Here is a 24,599-nt window from a genome sequence, read left to right on the forward strand (position 1 = left end):
GTACCCGGGCCTCTTCCACGTCACGGTTCCCGGGCCCAAAGATTCCACCCCGCCGAAGCCGCTCGCCGCCGCGCGATCATCTCCAAATGCGGCACCAACGCCGTGAAATACCGCTTGGCCTCACACTCCTTGCCGCAGTCGCTATGCGCCCCGAGCCCGCGCCGCGCCACCTCGAGATTCTGCACCGGATAATCCGGCACCTCATGACTGATCGCCCGCACGGCTCACCCCCTGACCCGCCGGCGCTGCGCCCGATGTCTCCCCACCCGACCGCGTTCCGCATTGCGGGAACTCCTGACGTCCTCGACCACACAGAACGCGATCGACAACCCACCCAAAGCGGTCATCGCCGACAAAATCCAAGCATCCCAAGGCATTACGACTCCCGATGTCGTGTCCGATTTTCCGAGGTGAGCGCTCAGGAATAAGTAGACATCGAAATTCAAGTTCCGTGAAACGTTCACGGCGAATCTTTCTCGAATTACTCTGTGTTACAACACGAAACGTTTCACGGTGATCGATTGTCGAATAGCGAGGCTAACGAATGACCGGTGTCACCGCGGTTCGAATGGCTTTCGGGGGTTTCATGCGTCAGCTGCGCGGTGCGCGCAGCCTGACCAGGGCCGGGCAGCAGATCGATGTCTCGCCTCCGACGGTCATGCGCTTGGAAGACGGTTTCCCGTCCAAGGTCTCGACCCCGCAGATCCGCGTCCTGCTCGACTATTACGCGGCCGAGCCTGAGCAGGTCGCGCACGCGCTGGCCTTGTGGGCCGACATCAAGACCCAGGAGAAGATCGCCAAAGCCGCAGGCGCGAGCAAAGGGTGGTGGCAGGGCTACAGCGATCAATACGCCCGAGACTTCGAGAAGTACCTGCTGTTGGAGTCGGCGACCGACGATCTGACGACGCATCAGCTCGTTGTCGTCCCCGGTCTGCTCCAGGCCCCTGATTACCGGCGCGCGATGATCAAGGGCACCGACCCCGACGTGGCCCCGGTGGATATCGAACTCGGCCTGACGCTGCTGAGCACCCGTCGACGGCAGAAGCTCGACGAGGAGCGGTGTCGCGTCTCGGCGGTGCTCTCCGAGGCGGTCCTGCACCATCGACCCTGCGATCCGGAAGCCATGGCGGCCCAGCTGTTTCAGCTCATCGCCGACGGTGAACGACCGAATGTGTCGGTTCGGATCATCCCGCTCGCGGCCGGCTTCCATCCCGGACTGACCACCGGATCCTTTACCTTGCTGCGCTTTCCACTGCTTTTGCCGAACAAGATCGCCGCCCCACCGGTCGTCTACGCCGAAACGGCGGGCGAGTCCCTGTACACCGATCGACCCGACCTGGTCGCTCGATTTTCGGCGGCGGTCGCCGACATGCAGGCGGTAGCGTTGGCGGAAGAAGCGACCAGAGATCTGGTGTCGAAGCTGGCGAAGGAGTACTTGGCGTGAGCACCAACCCGCCACTGGCGACTTGGTTCAAGTCGAGCAGATCTGGCAAGCAGAACGAATGCGTCGAGGTCTATCTCGGTGACGGGACTGTGGGGGTGCGGGACTCGAAGGATCCGGGTGGGCCTGAGCTGTGGTTCCCGGACGCGGTGTGGCGGTCGTTCCTCGACAGTCGCGTGTGGGAGCGCTGAGGGGGCGGGTCGCCCGGATCAGGCCGTTGTCGGCGCGGCGTGCCGACCCATGGCGGCTCTGACCTGTGGCTATGCTGCGCGGCATGGCTTCCGGCGGCAGCGATGGGGTGACCGGGCGGGCGAATCGTCAGGACTCGGAGGGTGGGGACGGCTCGGATTCCGGTGAGTACGGGGAGGCGTGGGCTACCGGGCTGTCGCTGACCGGGGCCGCGGTGTTGTTCGTGGTGTTGCGGTTGTTCGCGGTGTCGGATTACGACTGGGTGCGGGCGGCGTCGGTAGCGGACACGATCGGGCTCGATGACGCGTCGCGAATGGTGTTCGGGACGATGATGGCCGATCCGACGGTGACGGGTGTGGTGCTGGCCGTGCTGGTGCCCGCGTCACTGAGTCATCAATGGCGGCGGGGGAAGCCGTCGTTCCGGACCACCGGGAACCTCGTGATACTGATCATCGTGCTGCTGTTCGCGGTGGTGCTGCTGGCCACCTACCGGTTGTGGTGGCTGCTGATCATCGCGGGGGTGGTCGGCGCGCTCATGATCGTGTTGCAGGCCAAGGGGCGTCGGGATGCGCAGGGGCGGCGGTTCGCGTTGTTCGTCATGCATCGCACCGGTGTGGTGGCGATTCTGGCGTTGCTGGTGACGGCGGCGATCGTGCGGGTGCCGTGGGCGCCGTTGGAGCGCATCGAGACTCGCGGGGGCACGATCATGGGGTATGTACTGGAGAATCCGCCCGGATTCCTGAAGGTGCTGACCGATGACGAGCGGGAGATCCTGATCATCGATGTCGATCAGGTGCGTTCTCGCGAGGAGATTCCGACGAAGCCGTGACCTGCGCGGCGGGCCGGTGTGTGCGGTGGGCGGTGTCGGGACCGAGGGCGCGCAGGACGTCGAGGGCCTCGGCCGCGGGGGAGTCCGGTGGCGGGGTGAACAGCCGCAGGCGCTGGTCCTCGGCGTGGGTGTGCAGCAGTTCGTAGTCGAATTCGATGGTGCCGATGGCCGGATGGTGCACGCGCACATGGCTTTCGCGGCGGACGGCAACCTCGTGGCGTTGCCAGAGGGCGGTGAACTCGGGGCTCGCGGCTTCGAGGCGCTCGATGAGAGCGGTCGCGGCGTGGTCATAGCCGCGGCGGGTGGCGGCGGCGCGCAGGTCCGCGACCCGCAGGCGGCTCAGGTTCTCGTGATCCGCGGCGGGATACGCGGCGCGGACGGTGGGTTCGGTGAACCAGCGCCACACGATATTGCGATCCGGCTCGGCGATGGTGCACACGCAGCCGAACAGGGCCTCGGCCAAGGCATTCTGCGCGAGCAGGTCGCCCAGATCGGTGATCAGCTGGGCCGGGGTGTCGCCCAAGCGGTCGAGCAGGTAGCGCAGGGCGGGGCGCACGGTGTTCCCGGCCAGGGCTCCGGCGGGCGGCCGATGTCCGGCCAACAGGTACAGGTGGTCGCGTTCGTCGGCACTCAATCGCAGGGCCTGGGCGAGGGCGGCGAGCAGCTGGGTCGAGGGCTGAGAGCTGCGGGCCTGTTCGAGCCGCATCACGTAATCGGCTGATACGCCCGCCAGTTGGGCCAGCTCCTCACGCCGCAGGCCCGGGGTGCGGCGGCGCGGACCGACGGCCAGGCCCGCGTCCCCCGGTTGTAGTCGCTCGCGGGATCGGCGCAGGAAGTCCGCCAGTTTGTCGCGATCCATGGTCATGTCATCCATCTTCCGGTGCCTGGGAGAGCCGCTCCTAGGGGAAACTCTCCGCTCCTCATCGCTCGACGCCCTTGGCAGGGTCGATGACATCGAGCGAAAAGGAGCTGGACATGAAGGAAATCACGGTGGGCACGGCGCACGTGCCGTACGCCGTGCTGGGCACCGGACGTCCGCTGGTGCTGGTGCACGGGTCCGGTGCGGGTGCGCGGTCGTGGGATCGGGTCAAGGACGCGTTCGCGGAAACCAACATGGTTGTGCTGCCGAACCTTTCGGGGAGCGACACGGCCCGCGACGACGGCGGGGACCTGACCGTCGAAGGGCTGGTGGAGCAGTTGGCCGCTGTGGTCCGGGACCTCGGCGCGGGCCCGGTCGACGTGGTCGGGCACTCCCTCGGCGGCGTGGTGGTGGCCGGCCTCGCCGCCCTGCACCCCGACCTGGTTCGCACGGTCGTCCCGGTCGCGACCTTCGCGGGCCCCGGCGACGAATACCTGCGCAACGCCCTGACTGTCTGGCGCGACCTCCTCGGCGACGCCGACACGTTCGCCCGGTACTCGATGCTGCTGGCGTTCGGCCGCACCCACCTGCGGACCATCGGCTACGACGCCGTCGAGGAGCTGGCCGCCGCCTTCCGCCCCAATGCAGGCAGGCGGCGTCAGATCGAACTGGCTCTGCGCCTGGACATTCGCGACCTGCTGCCGCGTATTCAAGCCCCGGCCATGGTGATCGGCGCGGCGCACGACGCCTTCCTGCCGGTGGAGAATGCCCGCGAGCTGGCCGCGGGCATCCCCGGCGCGGTGTACCAGGAGGTCGACACCGGACACGTCGTGATGGCCGAGCAGCCGCGGGAATTCGTGAAGCTGATCCGCGACTTCATGGCGTAGGCGCGAGGCTCAGCTGGTCGGCTGCGGTCGCAGGGTGAGGCTCTGCTGGGCGTAGCCGACCGGCCCGCGCAGGTCGTGCAGGACCGTGGTGGTCAGGCCCAGTCCGGTGTGGCCGAACACCACGGAGGTGTCCATCCCGACCCACGGGGTTTCGGGCTGCCGGTACAGGTGGATGGTCAGGTCCACGTTCGGGAACATCCATTTGGTGGGTTCCTGACGGACGGCGATGCCGTTCGCGGTGTCGACCAGGGCGATGTAGGAGGCCAGCGGTTCGGCTTCCTCGCCTTCGACCAGGTCGATGGCGGTGGTGATCCACGCGGTGGCGCGGCCGGGTTCGGGGAAGCCGACCTGCCGGGCCTCGATCGATTCGATGTAGCCGCCCGGCCAGACCGGGGTGAGGGACCACGGTGCGAGCGAGTCAGGGGCGGGCAACTGGTCCGGTTCGCCGCCCGCGACGATTCCGGTGTCCTGTGCGCCGAGGAACCAGGCACGCGCGCTGATGGTGTCGCGGCCGCCGATGGTCACCGTGGCCTCCACCAGTTCGATGGTGCGGCCCGTCCGGATGGTCTCGACGCGAATCTCGAACTCCTCGAATGCGATCCGGCCGAGGATGTCGAAGCCGATGCGGCTCATCACCAGATCCGGGCGATCGGTGCGGGCGCGCAGGATCTCGTGCGTGATCAGCCCGGCCACCGGGCTGAAGTGCTGCTCGCCGGAGGACCAGGCCCCGCCCGCGTGGTGAGTGGGGACGAAGCGGTTGTCGCCGACGCGCCGGAAGTAGGCGGTCTCAGGTGCGGTCGTATCCATCACGTTTCTCAACCTACGGGTCGAATTATAATCCGACTAGTCGATAGGGCATCTCTGTGGTTGATCTAACCGACCTGAGCGGCGGATATGATCGACCGATGAGTACGACCGTGGACGAGGAGGCCGCCCCGCCCGGGCGCGCGGCCCGCCGGCGCGACCGCCGCAAGGCGGAGATGATCGCGACCGCGCTGCAGATCCTGTCCAGCAGCGGCTACCAGGGCATGCGCTTCGAGGACGTGGCCGAGCGCACCGATATCGCCAAAGCGACCCTCTACCACTACTTCCCGAGCAAGGATGCGCTGGTCTCCGCGGCCCTGGAGAAGCTCACCTCCGACGTGCTGGTCCGCCTGCGCGAAGCGCTCGACGCGGCCGCCGACCGTCCCCCGGCCGAGCAGCTGCGGATCCTGATCGCCGAGCAGCTGCACATCTTGACCGTGCTCTACCCCGAGGTGGGCAAGCTGTTCTCGTTCCCCGCCCCCTGGCCGGCCGAGCACAGCGAGGCCATCAAGACCATGCGCCGCCGCCATGACCGCATCTTCCGCGAGGTCATCGACCGCGGCATGGAATCGGACGCCTTCGACTGCCCCGATCCCGCGGTGGCCCTGCACTGTCTGCACGGCATTCTCAATCACGCGTCGATCTGGCTGCGCCCTGACGCGGACCCCGGCCACCACGCCCGGGACGGGGTGGTCGAGGCCTCGCTGCGGCTGTTTATCCGGGGCTGACCGCGGGCTCGATGGTCCGCCGCTGCGGGCAGAGTGATGGGCCTCACCGGAGGCGGGTAGTCCCACCCAGTTGGACGATTCGCCCGCTTCCCTTCCAGTCGACCGGGCGGCTCGGTCAGTCTGGCCGGATGCCCATCAGTGTGGAGGGAGCAGCGTGACCGAGTCGGCGCCGCCCGCGAATCCGCTCCGGCTGTCCGAGCTCGGTTCGGGCCCGGCGGCGGTACTGCGGCTGATCGCCCATTTCGACGCCTTCGACGAGTCTGCCGCCAACGCCGACACCGTGATTCGCGCCGCCGCGCTCCTGGCCGAATGCCCGGCCGGCGCGAGCTGGCCCTCCAGCACCGTGATCCGCTACGACGCCGCCGGCCGCCTGCTCCCCGCCACGCCCGCTCCCGCCGAGGCATCCGGCTCGGACCCGGCGGTCTGGCTGGAGCGTCCGCCACAGCAGTGGCCAGCGGATACGTCGGCCCGGCCGCATCCGTTGGACGATGTGGTGCTCGATCGCCTCCGCCATTGTCTGCGCGTGGTGGCGGCCCGGCAGGTGGCAGATCCGCTGCGAATGGATGACCCGGCGCTGCTCGAAGTGGTGCTGTCGGAGAAGGAGCGGCGGGAGGATCGGGTGCGGGCCATGCGGCTGCTCGGTTTGGATCCTGGTCGCGCCACGCGGGTCCTCGCGGTGACCGGACCGGGGGCAGCCGAGGCCGTGCGGATCATCGGCGAGCATGTGCCGATCCTCCGGCAGGCGGTGATCGGGGCGACGACGGCCGTGCTCGTCCAGGATCTGGCCGCCCTGGGCGGATCCGACGGTCGCGGCGCGGTCAGCGCGATCGGTCACCACGCCACTGTGCTCGGGTCGGGCGGCTCCCCGCGGGCGTCCGGCCCCCGCGCGGCGGGATCAGCGGCGACGTCCCACGCCGAGCAGCCCGCGACCGGACCCGGGCGTCCGTCCATGGTGGATCACGGACTGTCGGACACCTTGAATGCCGCTGTGGTGCAAGCATTTCCGGCCTCTCAGGCAGGCGCGGCCGGGCCGTGGATCGGGGTGGGGGAGCGGTTGCCCGCGCTGGCGGCGGCCGCGTCGTGGGAGCAGGCGCGGCGGGCCTTGCGGTTCGCCTCGTCGACCTGGCACGGGCGCAGGGTGATCGCGTTCGAACGGTTGGGGGCGCTGGAGCTGCTCGCGGATCTGCCGGTGCAGCGGCTGCTGGGGACAGCCGATGTGACGCGGATCAATGAATTCGCCGCGACCGAGGCGGGCGCGCTCGCGGTCGACACGCTCGAAGCGTTCTGTGTCTTCGGCACGCTGCGGCGCACCGCGACCGAGCTGCATCTGCATCACTCCACGGTGGCCGCGCGAATCGCGCAGGTGGAGGCGGTGATGGGCTGGGATGTGGACGATGCGCTGGACCGGTTCACGGCCACCCTGGTGCTGTTCGTGCGCCGGATGGCGCTCTCGTCCGCACAGTTGTCGGCCCCGGCGGCGGTTGACCCGACAAGCGTCGGGCACCGACGGTGATACCCGCGACGGGCGGCGGGTGATCCGGGTCACGTCGATGTCCGACGATCGATGGGCACGGCACCGCCGCCGTTGCGGGAGAAGGAGATTCACAGCATGGCCATCGTGGAACCCACCAAGACCTGGAAGCTGCTCGAGGAGCGGCTGGCTGTCACCACCAACGAGCGCCACCGTCAGGTGCTCTCGATCGTCATCGATCACATGAAGGCCGAGGCCGTGCCGGATCTGGACGGTCTGATGAAGACCCTGACGGCGGAGCCGGACTATCACTTCTGGCAGAACGGCCAGGATGTCGGGCCCAAGGGCTGGGACGTCGTGCACGCCTACTACTCGGCATTCGTGGAGAGCAAGTCCAACATCCTGGAGTTCGAGCTGGACCGCCTGCTGGTCGACGACGACTGCGTGGTCACCGAGGGCTACCTGCGCCAGATCTACCCGGGCGCCTACGCCGCCCAGATCGGCATCCCGGTCGAGGACCCCGAGGCCGACTACCTGATCTCGTTCCGTCAGCTGCTGCTGTGGCCGGTCGACGAGGCGGGCCTGATCATCGGCGAGGACTCCTACCACTCGGGTCCGGTGGAGATCCGCAAGCTGTCGTTCGACGAACTGCCCAGCGAATACGTCGAACTCGTGTACCTGGGTAACTGACAACGGCGAGACTCGGCAGATGGAAGGCGAATCGGACATGACGGACCTATCGGTGGCAACCCCGGCGGCGCAGGCCCCCGTCGAGCGGCGCGCGGACATCGCGAGCCTGCTGCTCGACCGGCTCGGTGACGAGCGGCTCGGCCTGCGCACCCGGGAGCGGGACTGGACCTGGGACGCGGTGGTGCGGGAGTCGGCGGCGCGCGCCGAACTGGCTCGCGACCTGCGGCGCGACGGGCCGTTCCACATCGGTGTGCTGCTGGACAATGTGCCCGACTTCGTCTTCTGGCTGGGTGCGGCCGCGCTGGCCGGCGCGACCGTGGTCGGCATCAATCCCACGCGTGGCAACGCTCAGCTGGAAGTCGACATCCGTTATGTCGACTGCCAGCTGATCGTCACCGACGCCGCCGGCATGGCCCGGCTGGGCGCCCTGGACCTGGGTCTGGAACCGGACCGGTTCCTGCTGGTGGACGACCCGACCTATGTGGAGCGGGTGGCGGCGCGCGCGGCCGAGCCGGTGGCCCACGCCGGTGCGGAGGCCCTGCTGCTGTTGCTGTTCACCTCGGGCACGACCGGCACCTCGAAGGCGGTCAAGTGCACCCAGCGTCGCCTGGCCATCCTCGGGTACGCGGCCAGCGACAAGTTCGGGCACATCCGCGAGGACGTGGACTACTGCTGCATGCCGCTGTTCCACGGCAACGCGATCATGGCGTTGTGGGCTCCGGCGTTGGTGAACGGCGCGACGGTGTGCCTGACCCCGAAGTTCTCCGCGACCGGATTCCTTTCCGACGTGCGGTATTTCGGCGTGACCTTCTTCACCTACGTGGGCAAGGCGCTGGGCTACCTGCTCGCCACGCCGGCCACCCCGCAGGACGCCGACACCACCCTGGTCCGCGGTTTCGGCACCGAGGCGTCGGTGGCCGACCAGGCCGAGTTCCGCCGCCGTTTCGGGGCCGAGCTGTTCGAGGGTTACGGCTCGAGCGAGGGCCCGGCCCTGGCGGCGCTGGATCCGGAGGCTCCGGCCGCCGCGCTGGGCCGTCCGGCGCATCCGGGCGTGGCGGTCGTGAATCCGGACACCCTCGAGGATTGTCCGCGCGCGGTATTGGATGAATACGGCCGTGTATTGAATCCGGACGAATCGGTCGGTGAGATGGTCGACAAGGCGGGCGCGATCGTATTCGAGGGCTATTACAAAAACGATGTCGCGGATGCCGAACGTTTGCGGAACGGTTGGTATTGGACAGGTGACCTGGGCTATATCGACGAAGCCGGATTCCTGTATTTCGGCGGCCGCAAAGGCGATTGGCTGCGCGTCGACGGCGAGAACACCTCGACGCTGTCCATCGAACAGGTCATCCGGCGGCACCCGGCGGTCATCGCCGCCGCGGTCTATGGGGTGCCCGACCCGCGCTCGGGCGACCGGGTGATGGCGGCCATCGAGGTCGCGGACCCGGATGCCTTCGACGCGGCCGAGTTCGCCGAATTCCTCACGGCCCAGGACGATCTCGGCTCCAAGGGTGCGCCGCGGCTGCTCCGAGTATCCGGCAGCCTCCCGGTCACCGGCTCGAACAAGGTGCTCAAACGTGAACTCCAGGAACAGCGCTGGCACACCGACGAGCTGCTCTACCGCTGGTTCGGCCGGGGGAAGCCCGAATATGAACGCCTGACCGATTCCGGCAAATTGGAACTCGAAGCCGAGTTCGTCTCATTCGGCAGGGGGAACCTGTTCTAGCCCTGATTCGGTGACCTGCGCGGACTTTCGTTACCATGAAGTTATCGAAGGTTCTGTAGGGAGGGTTGCCTTGTCTCACGACAGTCATGGGTCCGAAGAACAAACGCCGAAGGGGCTGACCGACGGCGCGCCGTTGCACGTCGATCTCACCGATACCGATCGCCGGATCATCGACGCGCTCCTCGCGCCGTCGCGGGCCTGGTTCAGCCCGCGCTTCTACGGGATGGAGAACTTCCCGCTCGAGGGCCCGGTGCTGCTCGTCGGCAATCACAGTCTGGCGGGCGGCACCGACGCGCCGCTGCTCGCGCACGAGATCCTGGTGCGCCACGATCGGCTGGTGCGGGGGCTCGCCGAGAACGTCCTCATCGACGTGCCGGGGCTGCGAGATGTGTTGCACCGCTGGGGAATCGTGCGCGGCAACCGCCGCAACTGCACCACGCTGCTCGAGCAGGGCGAAGCGGTGGCGGTGTTCCCGGGCGGCGGCCGCGAGGCCATGCGCGGCAAGGGCCAGAAGTATCAGCTGGTGTGGGAGGGCCGCACCGGCTTCGCCGCGATGGCCATCGCGACCGGCGCGCCCATCGTCCCGATCGCCATGGTCGGCGGCGACGACGTGTTCGACATCGTCTTCGACGGCGATCACCCGGTCATGTTCCCGGTGCGCAAGGCCGTCGAGGGCCTGGGCCTGCGCTCGTCCCTGACCCCGCCGCTGATCCGCGGGCTGGGTCCCACCCTGGTGCCCAAGCCGGAGCGCTTCTACTTCTCCCTGGGCACTCCGATCGACACCAGTCCCTGGCGCGACATCCCGGATACCGACGCCGCGGCGAACGAACTGCAGGCCGTGGTGAAGAAGGCCCTCGAGGGCGAACTCGACTTCCTGCTCGGCGAACGCGACCGGGACCGCGGCCGCAGCCTGCTGGGACGCACCCTCGGCCGCTTCGGCCTCTAGCGCCAGGCGCCCTGACTTCCCGGTAGGTTTACCTGGGTTCAGGACCTCCGTTCCGCGACGTCAACGACGACTGTCGCAGTTCGGACCACTTTCTCGGCCCGTGAAGTTAACCTCCGTTCGACTTTCGAGTACGGTATTGAACACAGGCGATGGTGCCGATGTGGTCACTGTAGGAGGTTGGCGTGGAGCGCACCCTTTTCGAACCCGAACACGAGCTGTTCCGGGAGTCGTTCCGTAAGTTTCTCGATCAGCATGTGGCCCCGAACCACGAGCAGTGGGAGCACGACGGCGTCGTCGATCGCTCGGTCTGGCTCGAGGCCGGCAAGCAGGGGTTCCTCGGCATGGCGGTGCCGGAGCAGTACGGCGGCGGGGGCGAGGCCGACTTCCGCTACAACGCCATCGTGACCGAGGAGGTCACCAAGGGCATGTACTCGGGCCTGGGTTTCGGCCTGCACAATGACGTCATCGCGCCGTATCTGCTGGAGCTGGCGAACGAGGAGCAGAAGCAGCGCTGGCTGCCCGGCTTCTGTTCCGGCGAGATCATCACCGCGATCGCGATGACCGAGCCCGGCACGGGTTCGGACCTGCAGGGCATCAAGACCCGCGCGGTGAAGGACGGCGACGACTGGATCCTCAACGGCTCCAAGACTTTCATCACCAACGGCATCAATGCCGACATCGTGATCGTGGTCGCCCAGACCGATCCGGCCGCGGGCGCCATGGGCTTCTCGCTGCTGGTGGTGGAGCGCGGCATGGCCGGTTTCGAGCGAGGCCGCAATCTGGACAAGATCGGTTTGAAGGCCCAGGACACCGCCGAGCTGTCCTTCGCCGACGTCCGCGTCCCCGGTAAGAACCTGCTGGGTACCGAGGGCCAGGGCTTCATCCACCTGATGCAGAACCTCCCGCAGGAGCGTCTGTCCATCGCCGTCATGGCCGCCGCCGCCATGGAGGGCTGCCTCGAGCTGACCTGCCAGTACGTGCGCGACCGCAAGGCTTTCGGCAAACCGATCGGCGCACTGCAGAACACCCGTTTCGTGCTGGCCGAGCTGGCCACCAAGACCACCGCGGTCCGGGTCTTCGTCGACCGCTGCATCGAACTGCTCAACGATCGCAAGCTGAGCGTCGAGGAGGCCGCCATGGCCAAGTGGTGGTCCACCGAGGAGCAGCTCGACCTGATCAACCGCTGCCTGCAGCTGCACGGCGGCTACGGCTACATGCGCGAATACCCGATCGCCAAGGCCTACATGGACGCCCGCATCCAGACCATCTACGGCGGCACCACCGAGATCATGAAGGAGATCATCGGCCGCAGCCTGAAGCTGACCTGATCAGGGCGGTTCCGCAACTCACGAGGCGCCCGCTCCGGCCCGGTGGGCAGGGGCGGGCGAGCTCTGTCGGGTCCTTCGGTGGCTACCGGAAGCGATGTCGTCGAGGCCCTGCTTCAGTCGAGTTGGATGGTGCGCTGATGGCTGTCGACGGCACGGCGGAGTTGAGTGCGCGACAGTTCGTGATCGCCGCATTCGCAGTGGGCCGGAAGTAGATCGTCGACATAGCGGTCGCCGTCGAGCAGGTCGATGTAGTGGGCGCCGTGGCGATCGGCGTCGTGTGCCTCGTCGATGTAGTCGCGGCGGCCGTGTGCGTGGGGCCCGATCGAGGATTCGTACACCGCGCCGGCGGCGGTATCGAAAACCGTTGCGACGTGGTGGCTTCGACCGCAGCGCACGCGCACCAGCGCATGGTCATCACGGTCGCGCCCCAGATCGTCGAGCGCACGCCGGGCAGCGAGTTGGCGTTGGGATGGGCTGAGATCGGTCGGATCGCTCATCGTTTCCTCCAAAGGTGACAGGTGCTACGGCCGGTTCGACCCGCGCTCCGGCCGTGGACGATGTGAGCAGTGTCGGCGCCACTGTCCCGGCCAGTCGCGCGCCTGCCGTCATGGGCGACCTCCGTTCGTGGTTGCTCCCAGTTTCCCGGGTGCGCGGGTCGGCGAGAAGGGCCGCAAGTCGCACATCGGCGGGCCGGAAGGCTCGTGATGCCGCCGTCTCGATGCCGCCGAGTCCGAATCAACGTATCCAGACCGAATCACCGCATCGGTCGAAGGAGTGACTTTCGACCCTGATGCTGCCGCGCGGACCGGTGGAACGTTGACGCGTGGGCGATCGGAATCTCCTCGAGTTCCGTTGTCGCCGAAGGATATCGGCTATTTTCGAGCGGAGACTCACTGATGATCATCGACGTGCAGCAACCCCGGCCGTACGACATCGTCGGCAATCAGATCCAGATCGCCGGGATGGCGGGAGGCGCGTTCGAGGCGAACTTCAACTACCGGATCACCGAAGGTCACGACGAATTGACCGGCAACTTCATGGCCGGCGAGGGTGGGGGCGGCCACGGTCAGTTCCAACTCACCGTCGACGTGTCGGGCGCGGCGTTCATGCTCAACCGGATCTTCATCCAGGTGTTCCACGCCTCGGCGAAGGACGGCGCCGAACTCGACAGCGTCTTCGTGCCGGTGGTCCTCGGACCGAGGGTCGTGCCCGGCTACACCGGCTATGTCGAGCACACCGTCACCGACGGGGAGACTCTGTGGGGTATCGCCGCGCGCTACTACGGCTCCGGAACGTTCTACTACAGGCTCGTCGCGGCGAACCCCGCAATCATCATCAACCCGAACGTGATTCACCCGGGTGAGGTGATCAAAGTACCGCGAGCATAGCCACGCCTCTTCCCCGAGTTGATTCGCACTCGTCTCGGCCGAGCGCAGCGCCATCGTCCGCCGAGCCGGATCACCGCGGACGCGGCGTCAGAGAGCGCGACGAACCTGGGCTGGGGACTTTCGCCCCTCGCCCGATCGCCGGTGCTGCGCCGATGATGGGATTCGAGCATCTCATCGGTGGTGCCGAGTCGCGAAGAAGCTGGTCACGGCCAAAGGTCACGTCTGTCCTCAGGTTCGAGCGGGCGCGGGCCGGTTGATCGAAGGGACCCTCCACATGGTTGATCCGCCCTCCGATCGCCGCATCGCGCGGATCGCAGCCGCGACCGGGCACGTGTCGCGCGACGAGCGTGCCGCCCTCGTCCTGGCCCTGGTCCGCGGGCTGGTAGCCGAGCTCCATCCGCATGCGACGCGAATCCCCGTTACGCTCGACAGCCGGTTCGACGATCTGGGCATCGGCAGCCTCGAGCTGGCCGAGTTGCTGCTACGGGCCCAGGACGCATTGCTGGTGGCGCTCCCGGCGTACATCCTGACCAGCGCTGAGACCCCTCGGGACCTGTTGCGGGCCACCGAGCGTGGCCTCGCGCTGGTCGATGCGGATGGCCGAATCGCCTCGTCGCCGGCCGCCCCTGCCGGCGCCGCGGAAGCGGTCCGGGCGTCGACTCTGATCGAAGCCCTCGAGTGGCATGTGGCCGCGACCCCGGACCGATTGCACATCCGCATCCTCGACGAGTGGGGCGGGTCGGAGGATCTGACCTACGCGATGTTGCACCACGAGGCCACGGTGGTCGCCGCGGGACTGTCGATGCGAGATGTCCTGCCGGGCGACAGAGTCGCCATCATGCTGCCGACCGGTCGGGCGTACTTCGCCGCCTTCACCGGGGTGCTGCTCGCCGGTGCCGTGCCGGTGCCGCTGTATCCACCGGCGCGGCCGTCCCAGCTGGCTGATCATGTGCGACGCCACATCGGCATTCTCTCCAATGCCCAAGCCGCGCTGCTGATCACGGTGCCCGAAGCTGTGTCCTTGGGCCAGTTGCTGCGCTCGAACGTCGGCAGCCTGCGCGGCGTCGTCGTCCCTGACGAGCTCGACGGTTCCCGCACCTGTGCTCTTCCTCGGCCGCATGCCCTGGACCTCGCTCTGGTGCAATACACCTCGGGCAGCACCGGTCAGCCCAAAGGCGTTGCGCTCACCCATGAGAACCTCTTGGCCAATATCCGCGCGATGGGCCACGCGGCGGGGGTGTCGCCGGCCGATGTGTTCGTCAGCTGGCTGCCGCTTTACCACGACATGGGCCTGATCGGAGCGTGGCTCTCGCCCCTGTATTTCGGCATCCCGCTGGTGGTGATGGGTCCGCAGGTATTCCTGACCCGCCCGTCGCGGTGGCTCGCAGCGATTCACGCGAACCGGGGCACGATCTCGGCGGGGCCGAATTTCGCCTATGAACTCTGCCTGGCCAAGATCACCGACGCCGAACTCGTCGGCGTCGACCTGAGCTCTTGGCGGCTGGCCTACAACGGCTCCGAGCCGGTCAGCCCCGCCACGATCGAGCGCTTCACCGAGCGCTTCGCCCGCTATGGCCTGCGGCGCAACGCGATCGCACCGGTGTACGGGCTCGCCGAATCCTCGGTCGGACTGACTTTCCCTCCCTTGCACCGTGATCCGTGCGTCGATCGCATCGATCGCGAAGAATTTCTGTGCTCCGGACGAGCCGTTCCCGCCGAACCACGCGACCCGAACCCGCTGTGCTTCGTCGCCTGCGGCCGCCCGCTGCCGGGCCACGAGATCCGGATCGTGGACAGCGCCGGCCTCGAATCGGGCGACCGCCATGAGGGCCGCATCGAGTTCCGCGGTCCGTCGGCCACCGTCGGCTACTTCAACAATGTGAACGCTACGCGTGCGCTGTTCCACGGCAATTGGCTCGACAGTGGCGATGTGGGCTATCTGGCCGACGCCGATCTCTACGTCACCGGTCGGATCAAGGATGTGGTCATCCGCGCCGGGCGCAATCTCCATCCCGCTGAGCTGGAAGAGGCGGTCGGAAACCTCGAGGGTGTCCGCAAGGGCTGTGTCGCCGTGTTCGCCGCTCCCGACCCGAAGGGCGGACCCGAGCGACTGGTCGTGATGGCCGAGACGCGATCCGGGAGCGACCGGCTGACAGCGCTACGCGCGCAGATCATTTCGACAACAGTCGATCTACTCGGGTCGGCTCCCGATGACGTGGTTCTCGCGCCACCGCGCACGATCCCGAAAACCTCGAGCGGCAAGATCCGCCGCACCGCCAGCCGTGACGTCTACGAGCAGGGGAGGGTCGGTGCGCGGCCGCCGCCACTGTGGTGGGAGCTGATTCGACTGCGCCTGCGGGGAACCGGGGCGTCGCTGCGCCGTGCCCGTCAGTATGCGACCGGTGTCGCATTCGCGGCCGACGCGTGGACGATCTTCCTCGGCCTGGCCGTCCCGGTTCTCGTCCTGCTGACGCTGCTTCCGGGCGTGCACCGACGCTGGGCCTTGATTCGCGGGTTCGGCCGGCTGCTTGCTCGGCTCACCGGAACCGCGGTCACCGTGCGCGGCCTCGACCACTTACCCGAAGGCCCCATGATCGTCGTGCCGAATCACCAAAGCTGGCTCGACGGCCTCGTACTCGCGATGGCGCTGCCGCGGACGTGGTGTTTCGTCGCGGGCGAGGTATTCCGGCATCGATTGCTCAGCGGATTCGTGCTCAGGCGGCTCGGCACGGAGTTTGTCGAACGACATGAGCGCGAGCACGGCATCGCCGATACCGACCGCCTCGTCCGCAGAGTCCGAGCCGGGCAGTCGCTCGTCGTATTCCCCGAGGGAGGTCTGTCCCGCGCCGCCGGACTACGGCCCTTCCACATCGGCGCGTTCGTTGTCGCCGCGCAGACCGGAGCACCGATCCTCCCCGTGGGAATCCGCGGCACCCGGACGATTCTGCGTCCCGGTCACCGCTTTCCGCGCCGGGGAGCAGTCGAGATCAGTACCGGTCGAGCGATCCCCGCAATCGGCATCGACTGGACCGCGGCAGCCGACTTGCAGCGCACCACCCGTGCGGCCGTCCTCAGGCTGTCGGGAGAACCCGACGTCGAGTGACAGGCATGCCCGTGTGCCGCGCGCCTGCCTGGCCTGGCGATGTACTCGGGCGGTTCAGTCGCGGGTTCGGTCGAGGGTGTAGGTGCCGGTGAGCTCGGCTTGCCCGAGGACATCGCCGATCATCGCCTCGCGCAGCCGATTTCCGGTCACGCTTCCGGCGAGACGCAGCCGCCCGGACATGCCGGATGGAATCGGGTACCCCGTAGGCGAACTCGTCCGGAATGCGGGGATGGTCGTCGAATGAATCACTGCGGATCTTCATGACGGAGCTCTCCCTTCACATGGCCCGAACAGCGGTGCCGCTCACGTGGCAGTGAGGGTGAAATCGATGGGGCTGGGGGAGGGGAACATCTCCGCGGTGACGTGGACTTCGACGGTCCCTGCGAAGAACGGGGTGATCGGGATCGCGGCGGCGATGCCGGTCGAACTGGTGACGGTGTGCCAGGTGATGCCGTCGGGGCTCGGCGGTGAGGGGAACACCGCCGCGGCCGATCCGCGCAGGGCGAAGCGCACCGTGACGCCCTCGAGGCCGACGCCGTCGAGATCGGTGACCTGGGCGACGCAGGACTCCGCGAACGGTATTCCGGCCGTGGTTTTCTGGTGGTTACCCGTATGGATGGTCAAGGAGTAGTCGGCCATGGCGCACCTTATCGACAACTTCGATGATTCGAGTCAAACGCCGTCGCACTCGGCGATCAAGAGTCCTTGGTCACTCCGGCCGAAATTCGGACGGCCGCATCGCGCGCGGGTCAGTCCCAGCGGATCCGCAGCAGATCGTCGGTTCCGCGGTCGATATGGGTGTGGAACCGGTGGCTGATGTGGGTGAGCATCTCGACCAGCCAGTCGGTATCGGCGCGAGCAGCGTGCTCGAGTCGCATATGGCGTTCCCGCAGCGGAATCATCCGGATGCCGGTCGGCTGCCCGCCGGGTTCGAGAGAAATCAGGTACAGCAGCCGAAGTTCGGGGCGGTAGGACTCGTGTCCGGCGATGCCCTCGTAGTCGTCGATGACGTCGCCGCAGCCGTAGAGGATCGGTTTGCCGCGATAGATCTCGATCGGGCGGGGATGGTGGGAGGAATGCCCGTGCACGATGTCGACACCGGCATCGATCAACCGGTGTGCGAACTGGATTTCGCTCAGCCCGACCCCGTAGCCCCAGTTCGGTCCCCAATGGACGGACACGATCAGCACATCACCGGTCCGGTCGTGCGCCAGCAGGTGTGCGGCGACATGATCGGCGACGCCTCGGCCGGGCGGACCGTCGAGCAGCCAGACGCCGGGTCGATGGTGCTGCGCCGCCCACGCGACCGGGACGCCGCTGCTGGTGCTGGCGACCGAGACGATGACCACTCGCCGCCCGGTCACCGGTTCGAGCACCGCCGGGCGGCAGGCGGCGGCGATGTCGGTGCCGGCCCCGGCCGTGCGGATTCTCGCCGCGCCGAGGGCGTCGAGCGTGTCGCGCAGGCCGCGGGCTCCGAAATCGAGGATGTGGTTGTTGGCCAGCGCGCAGACGTCGGGCCGGAACGCCTCCAGTGCCGCGAGATTGGCGGGGTTCATCCGGTAGTGGATGCCCTTGCGGGGTGCGTATTCACCGTCGCGGGTGATGGCGGTTTCGAGGTTGATCAGCCGGAGTGCGGGCGCCAGTTGATCGATTACCGGACCGATGTCGCCCCACGGCCAGCCGAAGTCGACCGGACGTGGTATCGGCCCGTTGGTCTTCTCGGCGATCTCGACGTATCTGCGGGCATCCTCGACCCACCGTTCACGCAGCAGCGGATCGCCGGGATGGGGCAGGATCTGGTCGACGCCGCGGCCGAGCATCACATCACCGCCCAGCAGCACGGCGAACGGAGTCTGTTGCGGTGGTGGGCTACTCATCGCGACCCAATCGGCAGTAACCGAGTCCAGCTATTCTCTTCGCTCAGGTAGTCGGCGTGAGCAGTCCGTAATGGCCGTCGTAGCGGTGGTACAGCACGTGCCCGCGGTTGCGATCGGGGTCCCGGAAGAATACGAACGGCCACCCGGTCAGCTCCAGCCGTTCGATGGCCTCCTCCACCGTGGTCGCCGGCGCGGGGGCGGGGCTGATCGTGACTGGCACGCTGCCGCGGGTGACGGCCTCGGGCCGCGGATCGAGCTGGGCGAGGCGATAGCCGCCGTCGCTGTGGTAAAGCACGCTGTCGACGCCGCTGCCGGACTCGACGAACAGATGGAAGTCGTAGTCCATCATCTCCATGTCGAACGCGGCCTCCTCGCAGGTTTCGTCAGCCAAGGCGAACGACTTGTGCCGCACCACTTCCCGCTGTTCGACGGGCCGTGGAAAGTACGGTAGGGGACTGCGTGGCGGGGCGTCGTGGCGCCACTCGTGCGGACCCGGCGCCGGGCGCTGGCCGCGGATGTCCTCCCAGTGGCGGGCGATCCGCTCGAAGCGTTCCTTCAATCGGGCTTCGAGCAGGTCGATGGCCTCCCTGGTGGTCGCTGCGGTCACCTGGACCCGCACCCCGCGGCCGTTGAGGTTCACATTCGCCTGGGCGATGATCGGGTTCACGGCGGCAGGATCGCGATGACCGGTCAAACGCACCCGCGCCGTCAGCACCGGCTCTGGGGCGAAGATCAGGGCGTGACCGATTTTCTCGCGGGCGTAGTCCGCCCCACCGGCGGAGACATGATGACCGACCGAAATCTGAAGAATGGATTCTGTTCCGTTTGTCCGCGACCGCATGATGGCCTCCTCTCGTCCTCTCGTCCTCTCGTCGCGAAAGTGTGTCACCGTGGCGGTGGCATCGGTGAGAGGCGAACGTCACCGCACCTCCGCCCATTCGGCCGCAATCGGTCCTCGAATCCGCTGCGGGTCGTCGGGCTGCTCGGACTGTCACGCGGCGACCGCAGGCCCCCGCGGGTGGTCCTGGCGGCGCGCGTGCGGGGTCCTCATGTGAGGTTCCACGCGGTGCTCGGCGGTGCGCGCAAGGGTTCGTCGTTGTGCATGGCGGCGATGGCTTCGGCCAGTACCGGCGCGATGGAGCACACCTGGAACTCGGGCTGCAGGGTGCGGTGAGAGATGGTGTCGGTGATCAGGACGTGCCGCAGGCCGAGCCGATGCAGGCGTCCGAGGGCGCCATGCGCGAACACGCCGTGCGTGGCGGCGACGGTCACGTCGGGTGCGGCCCCGTGCAGGTTCAGCAGTCCGAGCGCCGTGGCGATGGTGGCGCCGGTGGTGATCATGTCGTCGACGATCACCGGTAGCCGGCCCCGCACGTTGCCGATCAGTTCGAGTGCGGTGACCTCGGTTCCGCTCTTGCGGCGTTTACGCACTACCGCGAGGGGATTCGGCGACACTGCCGCGTACCGCTCGGCCAGCTTCACCGCGCCCTCGTCGGGGGCGACGACCACCCGGTCGGACAGGGCGATTTCCTGTGCCAACGTGGGCACAGCGGTGAGGATCTCGACCGGGATGGGACTGATCGCCTCCAGGGCGGGGGTGTGCGGATCCACGACGACCAGCCGGTGCGCTCCCGCGGCCGCGATCGCTTTGGTGAACACGGCGACACCGACGGATTGGCCGGGGCGGGTACGGCGGTCCTGGCGGGCGTAGCCGAGATAGGGCACCACAGCGGTGATCCGGGCGGCGCGGGCACGCTGGCAGGCGTCGAGCAGCAGCAACAGTTCGCAAAGGTGGTCGTTTACCGGCGGCGGCGTTGGTTGAATCACGTAAACGTCACTGCCGCTGACATTTTCGACGATCGGGAGAAGTTCCCCGTCGGGGAATCGCTCCACGAGGGTGTCGGCCGGGCCCGCACCGACGTAGTTCGCGATAGTGTCCGCCAGTTCGGGGTTGGCGCTTCCGGCGATGATACGCAGTGTGGTCATGGTCGGGCGATGTCCTTTCTCGGTCAGCCGGCGGTGAAGGACTTCGACCGCCGGTGGGTCTTCTTGGCCAGGAACCGGCGCAAGCGGTGCAGCGGCCAGGTGTTGATCACCTCGCCGGGTTCCACCCAGCCGCGCTGTGCGGTCGCGATGCCGTAGCGCATGTGGTCGAGGTGGGGGATGGCGTGGGCGTCGGTGTCGATGGCGAATACGACGCCGTGCCCGCGGGCGCGGGCGATCAGTTCGTCGCCGAGGTCGAGGCGATCGGGAAAGGCGTTGATCTCCAACGCGGTTCCGGTCCTCGCAGCCGCGGCGAAGACTGCGTCGGCGTCGAATTCGACGGGCGGGCGGTGGCCGAGGATGCGGGTGGTGGGGTGGCCGATGATATTGACCAGTGGGTGTTCGATCGCGGTGATGAGGCGCTGGGTCATCGCGGCCGGGGATTGGTCGAAGTGCGAGTGCACCGACGCGATGAGAATGTCGAAGCCGGACAGGAATTCGTCGTCCCAATCCAGACTGCCGTCGGCCGCGATGTTCAGTTCGGAGCCGTGCAGCACCGCGATATGGTGGCGCGCGGCGAGTTCGCGCAGTTGGCGGCGCTGTGTGAGGGCCTTCTCGCGGGTCATGCGCTGCATGGCCAGCAGCGGTGCGTGATCGGTGATCGCGCAATAGCGGTAGCCGCGCGCGGCCGCGGCGGCGATCATGTCCGCGGCGTCGGCGAGCCCGTCGGTGAGGTCGGTGTGGACGTGCAGATCGCCCGCCAGGTCGGCGATCTCGATCAGCCGCGGCAGCCGTCCCGTCGCGGCGGCCTCGACCTCGCCGCGGTCCTCGCGCAAGGTGGGCGGAATCCAATCCAGCCCGAGGGCGCGATAGATCTGCTGCTCGGTGGCCGCCGCCAACGGCTGATCGCTCCCGGACGCGAACAGTCCGTACTCGCTCAGCTTCAGTCCAGCATGGACGGCGAGCTCCCGGACGTGCACGTTGTGGGCCTTGGATCCGGTGAAATACAGCAACGCCGCACCCCAAACCGCGGTGGGCACGACGCGCAGATCGACCTGCAGCCCCTGGGTCGTGAGAATCGACGACTTGGTGGGGCCGTGCGCGAGCACGCGATCCACCAGCGGCAACGTACAGAACTGCGTCATCACCGAATCCGGGTCATCGTCTACGGCGGCCAGCAGATCGATATCGCCCACGGTGTCGCGCATCCGGCGTAGTGACCCGGCATAGTCGGCCCGGACTACCCGCCGCAGCTGCCGCAGCCGGGCGAGTAGATCGTCGGCGATGCCGAGCGCGACCGCCAGCGGAATGCGCTCGGCCGCTTCGCGCATTCGCCGAATCGACTGCGCGAGGTTGTGTTCACTGGTCTCGCCCCAGCCTTTGAGCGTGCGTAAGCGCTGATCGTGCAGGGCGGTCATCAGCTCCGGCAGTGAGGAGATGCCGAGTTCTTCGTAGACCTGATGGGCTCGGCGCGGACCGAGTCCGGGAACGCCGAGCAGCGCGCGCAGTCCTGCCGGCAGCTGGTCGTGCAGCTCGTCGAGCGCGGCTATGCGTCCGCTGCGGCGCAGTTCCAGCAGCCGGTCCGCGGTGTGCGCGCCGACTGCGGGAATCGCCATCAACCCTTTGCGATCCAGGTTGTCGACATCGAGGTGGTACCCGCCGACCGACCGTGCCGCCTTCTCATAGGCGCGCACCCGGTACGGATCACCTCCGGAGATGGCGATCAGATCGGCCATCTCCGACAATGCCTGAGCCGCAACCTCGTTGGACCGCATTGGCGATCGTCCTCTCACTCGACGGAGGCTCCTCGCGTTGCCGAGTGTGCGCTGACCCGCATCCGAGGCGGCAGGGCCGGAATCCGGTGTTCTGGATGACCTTCGGCCCGATTTGCGTGCACGAACCCCTCCGGCAGGGGACTTTGGTCCATGGTGCGGGAATCGTTCTCACCTAGCACCCTTGACCGATGACGGCGAAGAATCAGTCTCCGTACGGCAGTTACCCCGTCCAGAGGAAGGAGCCACCGGGATGACTGCAGAAATAGCTCTGCTCGCGTTCATTTCCGGGGTGCTTCCCTTGACGCTGTGGTGGCTGGTCCGGCACAACGCCCGGCAACCCGGCGCTCTCACACGAAGGCGGCGGCGCGCCGGCACCTCGCCTGTGGTCGGTAACGGCAGACCGCCCGCAGTGTACGACGAGCCCAGCGCCGGGTGGGCCTCTCCGGCGCAGAAGTGGCCGGCATTGGATATCGAGAACGCGCTATTGTCTGCCTTGCTCACCGGCGGGATCCGACAGGGAGACTACCGTCGTCGCGTCGCAGAGCTGGCCCTGCGCTGCGACCCGGTGCGGCCGCAGTCCGCTGACGAATAGGCATGCCCGAAATACGTTCCGCGTCAGTGGTTTCCGCGGTGGCCGGAAACTCCTTCGATCCGTAGTGGGCCCGAGTGGTCCACCGGCCGACACGCGGTGGGTTGCTATAATGTTGCCCTGTGGTCGACGGGCTCTGTCAAGATGGTCTGTACCTTGTCTTATGGCTGGACTTTCGCCTCGTCAGCGCAGGCTCCATGGTCGGTAGCTGGTGATGCTCCGGGGTGTTGGCAGAGCATCCTGGAGGAGCCGGGCGTATGCAGGGATCGCGGAGCGACCGGACCACCTACCGTGACCTGGATCTGCGCTCGAATCAGCTGGCGCACTTGCTCATCGAACTGCGGGTCGTGCCCGATGCGGTGCTCGCGGTCGGCATGCCGTGCTCGTCGGAATGGGTGCTGGCGGTGTGGGCGGTCGCCAAGGCCGGAGCCGGTTGGCTGTCGGTGGATCCGGCCCAAACGTACGAGCGGAATCGGTTCGTGTGCGCGGATTCCGTTGTGCGACTGGGTATCACGCTGAAACGATACCTTGACGAGTTGCCCTTCGAGGACATGTACTGGGTGGTCCTCGACGACCGGGCCGTCACGGGGCGGATCCGGCGGTATCCGGAGACCGGCTTCGGAATCACCAAGCGTCCATTTGCCCTGTTTGGGCGCTCGGATCTGTCATGATCCACACGGGACCGGCGGCGGGCCGGATCACCGAGGGAAGGCGTGTCTCGTGAGTTCAGAGCTGGTCACCAAGACGGTCGAAGACGGCGTCGCCACCCTCACCCTGAACCGGCCCGAGAAGCTGAACGCCCTGACCACGGGCAGTTTCGAGGAGCTGCGCGCCCACCTGGACGCGCTGTCCGGCGCGGACGTGCGCTGCATCGTCCTCACCGGCGCGGGCCGCTCCTTCTGTGCCGGGCACGACCTGGAATCGCTCGCCGCGGGTGACGCCCTGGAATCCCGCTACGACGAGGCCAAGACCGTCACCATGCTCGAGGAGTTCCCGGTCCCGGTGATCGGCAAGATCCGCGGCCACTGCTTCACCGGCGGCCTCGAACTCGCCCTGGCCTGCGACTTCCTCGTCGCCGGTGACACCGCGCAGTTCGGTGACACCCACAGCCAGTGGGGCCTGGCCCCGGTCTGGGGCATGTCGGTCCGGCTCCCCGAGCGCGTCGGCATGGCCCGCGCCAAGGAACTCAGCTTCACCGCTCGCCGCATCAGCGGCGTCGAGGCCGCCGACATCGGCCTGGTGAACCACTGCGTCTCCGACGTCGGCCTCGACGAGTTCGTCGCCCGCCTGGCCGCCCAGATCGCCGCCAACTCCACGGGCTCGAACCGAATCTACAAGTCCCTCTACGCCCGCGACCTGCCCCGCGCCGAGGCCCTGCAGACCGAAACCGACCTCCCCTTCGGCATGCCCGACGATGCCATGGAGCGCCTGACCCGGCGCTGACGCCACCGTCCCCGGCGGGCGTCAGCGCCCTCAGGTCAGACCTCGAGGTTTTCCTCGATGTCGCGCAGGCGGTGCCGGGCCAGGGCCAGGTTGCCGCGGGCGCGGTCGATGGCCACGTACAGGAACAGACCGCGGGAGCGGCGGCCGCGCAGGGGGCGCACCAGGTGGTACTGGTTGTTCAGGGTGATGAGTAGGTCCTCGATCTCCTCATTGAGGCCGAGTTGCTCGATGGTGCGCAGTTTGGCCCGCACCACTTCGGTATTGCCGGCCGACGCCACCTCGAGATCCAGGGATTTCGAGCCGCCGAGCATGCCCAGGGGCATGCCGCTGCCGTAGTCGACGACGGCGGCGCCGATGGCGCCGTCCAGCATCATCATGTCCTTCAGGGCAACTTCCAAGTCCGCCATGGATTTTCCTCTCCTAGCCGTGACGGTTTCTCGCGAGCGGTGACGCTACGCCCGTACGGGCCCGGCGGTATGTGGTTTGCTGAAGAATTCCGCAAGGTATGCAATTAACAACTTACGCAATCAGAGAGAACGC

General features: G+C 67.5%; 24 protein-coding genes. 14 read left to right on the forward strand and 10 right to left on the reverse strand.

Features of this window, described 5'->3' with window-relative positions; translation table 11 throughout:
• The first annotated feature begins 568 nt into the window (after positions 1–568).
• The 3 genes from ACFV4K_RS23190 (at position 569) to ACFV4K_RS23200 (ending at position 2,459) form a co-directional block, all read left to right on the forward strand.
• Entirely contained in the window at positions 569–1,444 is an 876-nt protein-coding gene (locus tag ACFV4K_RS23190; RefSeq protein WP_379277620.1) for a helix-turn-helix domain-containing protein, read from the forward strand.
• Positions 1,441–1,632, forward strand: coding sequence for a DUF397 domain-containing protein (locus ACFV4K_RS23195; protein WP_379277621.1), 192 nt, complete (start codon positions 1,441–1,443; stop codon positions 1,630–1,632). Before ACFV4K_RS23190 ends, ACFV4K_RS23195 begins: the two co-directional genes overlap by 4 nt.
• Before the next feature lie 83 nt (positions 1,633–1,715).
• Positions 1,716–2,459 (forward strand): hypothetical protein, encoded by a 744-nt coding sequence (locus tag ACFV4K_RS23200; RefSeq protein WP_379277623.1) that lies wholly within the window; start codon positions 1,716–1,718, stop codon positions 2,457–2,459.
• Here ACFV4K_RS23200 and ACFV4K_RS23205 read toward each other — a convergent pair.
• Positions 2,407–3,318, reverse strand: a complete 912-nt coding sequence (locus ACFV4K_RS23205) for a helix-turn-helix domain-containing protein (RefSeq protein WP_379277654.1) — start codon at positions 3,316–3,318, stop codon at positions 2,407–2,409. The genes ACFV4K_RS23200 and ACFV4K_RS23205 overlap by 53 nt on opposite strands.
• A gap of 116 nt (positions 3,319–3,434) precedes the next feature.
• Between ACFV4K_RS23205 and ACFV4K_RS23210 the strand changes: the two genes are divergently transcribed.
• Complete coding sequence (locus ACFV4K_RS23210) at positions 3,435–4,205, forward strand: alpha/beta fold hydrolase (RefSeq protein WP_379277624.1); 771 nt, start codon at positions 3,435–3,437, stop codon at positions 4,203–4,205.
• A 9-nt stretch (positions 4,206–4,214) separates the two neighbouring features.
• Here ACFV4K_RS23210 and ACFV4K_RS23215 read toward each other — a convergent pair whose 3' ends face one another.
• Positions 4,215–5,012, reverse strand: a complete 798-nt coding sequence (locus tag ACFV4K_RS23215; protein WP_379277656.1) for a thioesterase family protein — start codon at positions 5,010–5,012, stop codon at positions 4,215–4,217.
• Between the two features lie 98 nt (positions 5,013–5,110).
• Between ACFV4K_RS23215 and ACFV4K_RS23220 the strand changes: the two genes are divergently transcribed.
• The 6 genes from ACFV4K_RS23220 to ACFV4K_RS23245 all read left to right on the forward strand — a co-directional run bounded on the left by ACFV4K_RS23220 (position 5,111) and on the right by ACFV4K_RS23245 (position 11,901).
• Positions 5,111–5,737, forward strand: a complete 627-nt coding sequence (locus ACFV4K_RS23220; protein WP_379277626.1) for a TetR/AcrR family transcriptional regulator — start codon at positions 5,111–5,113, stop codon at positions 5,735–5,737.
• A 154-nt stretch (positions 5,738–5,891) separates the two neighbouring features.
• Positions 5,892–7,250, forward strand: a complete 1,359-nt coding sequence (locus tag ACFV4K_RS23225) for a helix-turn-helix domain-containing protein (RefSeq protein WP_379277628.1) — start codon at positions 5,892–5,894, stop codon at positions 7,248–7,250.
• A 96-nt stretch (positions 7,251–7,346) separates the two neighbouring features.
• Positions 7,347–7,898, forward strand: a complete 552-nt coding sequence (locus ACFV4K_RS23230) for a nuclear transport factor 2 family protein (RefSeq protein WP_379277629.1) — start codon at positions 7,347–7,349, stop codon at positions 7,896–7,898.
• 37 nt (positions 7,899–7,935) lie between these two features.
• Entirely contained in the window at positions 7,936–9,627 is a 1,692-nt protein-coding gene (locus ACFV4K_RS23235) for an AMP-binding protein (protein WP_379277630.1), read from the forward strand.
• Between the two features lie 70 nt (positions 9,628–9,697).
• Complete coding sequence (locus ACFV4K_RS23240; RefSeq protein WP_379277632.1) at positions 9,698–10,573, forward strand: lysophospholipid acyltransferase family protein; 876 nt, start codon at positions 9,698–9,700, stop codon at positions 10,571–10,573.
• A 182-nt stretch (positions 10,574–10,755) separates the two neighbouring features.
• Positions 10,756–11,901: an acyl-CoA dehydrogenase family protein gene (locus tag ACFV4K_RS23245; protein ID WP_357096590.1), complete on the forward strand. Its 1,146-nt coding sequence runs from the start codon at positions 10,756–10,758 to the stop codon at positions 11,899–11,901.
• A gap of 113 nt (positions 11,902–12,014) precedes the next feature.
• Here ACFV4K_RS23245 and ACFV4K_RS23250 read toward each other — a convergent pair whose 3' ends face one another.
• On the reverse strand, positions 12,015–12,398 hold the full coding sequence (locus tag ACFV4K_RS23250; RefSeq protein WP_379277634.1) for a hypothetical protein: 384 nt from the start codon (positions 12,396–12,398) through the stop codon (positions 12,015–12,017).
• Positions 12,399–12,797: 399 nt separating this feature from the next.
• Here ACFV4K_RS23250 and ACFV4K_RS23255 point away from each other — a divergent pair, with 399 nt between their 5' ends.
• Together ACFV4K_RS23255 and ACFV4K_RS23260 are read left to right on the forward strand one after the other, a co-directional pair.
• Positions 12,798–13,289, forward strand: coding sequence for a Gmad2 immunoglobulin-like domain-containing protein (locus ACFV4K_RS23255; protein WP_379277636.1), 492 nt, complete (start codon positions 12,798–12,800; stop codon positions 13,287–13,289).
• Positions 13,290–13,563: 274 nt separating this feature from the next.
• Positions 13,564–16,392: an AMP-binding protein gene (locus ACFV4K_RS23260; RefSeq protein ID WP_379277638.1), complete on the forward strand. Its 2,829-nt coding sequence runs from the start codon at positions 13,564–13,566 to the stop codon at positions 16,390–16,392.
• 54 nt (positions 16,393–16,446) lie between these two features.
• Here ACFV4K_RS23260 and ACFV4K_RS23265 read toward each other — a convergent pair whose 3' ends face one another.
• The 6 genes from ACFV4K_RS23265 to polX all read right to left on the reverse strand — a co-directional run bounded on the left by ACFV4K_RS23265 (position 16,447) and on the right by polX (position 22,027).
• On the reverse strand, positions 16,447–16,572 hold the full coding sequence (locus ACFV4K_RS23265) for a hypothetical protein (protein ID WP_379277639.1): 126 nt from the start codon (positions 16,570–16,572) through the stop codon (positions 16,447–16,449).
• Between the two features lie 123 nt (positions 16,573–16,695).
• The gene (locus tag ACFV4K_RS23270) at positions 16,696–17,031 is read right to left on the reverse strand and encodes a hypothetical protein (RefSeq protein ID WP_379277641.1); all 336 of its coding nucleotides are present in this window, start codon (positions 17,029–17,031) and stop codon (positions 16,696–16,698) included.
• A gap of 110 nt (positions 17,032–17,141) precedes the next feature.
• Positions 17,142–18,269 carry a CapA family protein gene (locus ACFV4K_RS23275; RefSeq protein ID WP_379277642.1) on the reverse strand — a complete coding sequence of 376 codons (1,128 nt, stop codon included), beginning with the start codon at positions 18,267–18,269 and terminating at the stop codon, positions 17,142–17,144.
• A 43-nt stretch (positions 18,270–18,312) separates the two neighbouring features.
• Positions 18,313–19,110 carry an HPF/RaiA family ribosome-associated protein gene (locus ACFV4K_RS23280; RefSeq protein WP_379277644.1) on the reverse strand — a complete coding sequence of 266 codons (798 nt, stop codon included), beginning with the start codon at positions 19,108–19,110 and terminating at the stop codon, positions 18,313–18,315.
• Positions 19,111–19,316: 206 nt separating this feature from the next.
• On the reverse strand, positions 19,317–20,255 hold the full coding sequence (locus ACFV4K_RS23285; protein ID WP_379277646.1) for a ribose-phosphate diphosphokinase: 939 nt from the start codon (positions 20,253–20,255) through the stop codon (positions 19,317–19,319).
• A gap of 23 nt (positions 20,256–20,278) precedes the next feature.
• The gene (polX, locus tag ACFV4K_RS23290; RefSeq protein WP_379277648.1) at positions 20,279–22,027 is read right to left on the reverse strand and encodes a DNA polymerase/3'-5' exonuclease PolX; all 1,749 of its coding nucleotides are present in this window, start codon (positions 22,025–22,027) and stop codon (positions 20,279–20,281) included.
• Positions 22,028–22,873: 846 nt separating this feature from the next.
• On the opposite strand from polX, the gene ACFV4K_RS23295 reads away from it, so the two are divergent.
• Positions 22,874–23,287 (forward strand): AMP-binding protein, encoded by a 414-nt coding sequence (locus ACFV4K_RS23295; RefSeq protein ID WP_379277649.1) that lies wholly within the window; start codon positions 22,874–22,876, stop codon positions 23,285–23,287.
• Positions 23,288–23,336: 49 nt separating this feature from the next.
• Entirely contained in the window at positions 23,337–24,059 is a 723-nt protein-coding gene (locus ACFV4K_RS23300) for an enoyl-CoA hydratase/isomerase family protein (RefSeq protein WP_379277651.1), read from the forward strand.
• Positions 24,060–24,094: 35 nt separating this feature from the next.
• Here ACFV4K_RS23300 and ACFV4K_RS23305 read toward each other — a convergent pair whose 3' ends face one another.
• The gene (locus tag ACFV4K_RS23305; RefSeq protein ID WP_379277652.1) at positions 24,095–24,466 is read right to left on the reverse strand and encodes a hypothetical protein; all 372 of its coding nucleotides are present in this window, start codon (positions 24,464–24,466) and stop codon (positions 24,095–24,097) included.
• Positions 24,467–24,599 lie beyond the last annotated feature (133 nt).

It is taken from the genome of Nocardia sp. NPDC059764 (assembly GCF_042732555.1).
GTDB lineage: Bacteria > Actinomycetota > Actinomycetes > Mycobacteriales > Mycobacteriaceae > Nocardia.

What these genes read in the sequence shown, in the direction of transcription:
- ACFV4K_RS23190 (WP_379277620.1), top strand. Translation starts at nt 569, where the DNA reads ATGGCTTTCGGGGGTTTCATGCGTCAGCTGCGCGGTGCGCGCAGCCTG.
- ACFV4K_RS23200 (WP_379277623.1), top strand. Translation starts at nt 1,716, where the DNA reads ATGGCTTCCGGCGGCAGCGATGGGGTGACCGGGCGGGCGAATCGTCAG.
- ACFV4K_RS23205 (WP_379277654.1), bottom strand. Translation starts at nt 3,318, where the DNA reads ATGGATCGCGACAAACTGGCGGACTTCCTGCGCCGATCCCGCGAGCGA.
- ACFV4K_RS23210 (WP_379277624.1), top strand. Translation starts at nt 3,435, where the DNA reads ATGAAGGAAATCACGGTGGGCACGGCGCACGTGCCGTACGCCGTGCTG.
- ACFV4K_RS23215 (WP_379277656.1), bottom strand. Translation starts at nt 5,012, where the DNA reads ATGGATACGACCGCACCTGAGACCGCCTACTTCCGGCGCGTCGGCGAC.
- ACFV4K_RS23220 (WP_379277626.1), top strand. Translation starts at nt 5,111, where the DNA reads ATGAGTACGACCGTGGACGAGGAGGCCGCCCCGCCCGGGCGCGCGGCC.
- ACFV4K_RS23230 (WP_379277629.1), top strand. Translation starts at nt 7,347, where the DNA reads ATGGCCATCGTGGAACCCACCAAGACCTGGAAGCTGCTCGAGGAGCGG.
- ACFV4K_RS23235 (WP_379277630.1), top strand. Translation starts at nt 7,936, where the DNA reads ATGACGGACCTATCGGTGGCAACCCCGGCGGCGCAGGCCCCCGTCGAG.
- ACFV4K_RS23250 (WP_379277634.1), bottom strand. Translation starts at nt 12,398, where the DNA reads ATGAGCGATCCGACCGATCTCAGCCCATCCCAACGCCAACTCGCTGCC.
- ACFV4K_RS23255 (WP_379277636.1), top strand. Translation starts at nt 12,798, where the DNA reads ATGATCATCGACGTGCAGCAACCCCGGCCGTACGACATCGTCGGCAAT.
- ACFV4K_RS23260 (WP_379277638.1), top strand. Translation starts at nt 13,564, where the DNA reads ATGGTTGATCCGCCCTCCGATCGCCGCATCGCGCGGATCGCAGCCGCG.
- ACFV4K_RS23265 (WP_379277639.1), bottom strand. Translation starts at nt 16,572, where the DNA reads ATGTCCGGGCGGCTGCGTCTCGCCGGAAGCGTGACCGGAAATCGGCTG.
- ACFV4K_RS23270 (WP_379277641.1), bottom strand. Translation starts at nt 17,031, where the DNA reads ATGGCCGACTACTCCTTGACCATCCATACGGGTAACCACCAGAAAACC.
- ACFV4K_RS23275 (WP_379277642.1), bottom strand. Translation starts at nt 18,269, where the DNA reads ATGAGTAGCCCACCACCGCAACAGACTCCGTTCGCCGTGCTGCTGGGC.
- ACFV4K_RS23280 (WP_379277644.1), bottom strand. Translation starts at nt 19,110, where the DNA reads ATGCGGTCGCGGACAAACGGAACAGAATCCATTCTTCAGATTTCGGTC.
- ACFV4K_RS23285 (WP_379277646.1), bottom strand. Translation starts at nt 20,255, where the DNA reads ATGACCACACTGCGTATCATCGCCGGAAGCGCCAACCCCGAACTGGCG.
- polX (WP_379277648.1), bottom strand. Translation starts at nt 22,027, where the DNA reads ATGCGGTCCAACGAGGTTGCGGCTCAGGCATTGTCGGAGATGGCCGAT.
- ACFV4K_RS23295 (WP_379277649.1), top strand. Translation starts at nt 22,874, where the DNA reads ATGCAGGGATCGCGGAGCGACCGGACCACCTACCGTGACCTGGATCTG.
- ACFV4K_RS23305 (WP_379277652.1), bottom strand. Translation starts at nt 24,466, where the DNA reads ATGGCGGACTTGGAAGTTGCCCTGAAGGACATGATGATGCTGGACGGC.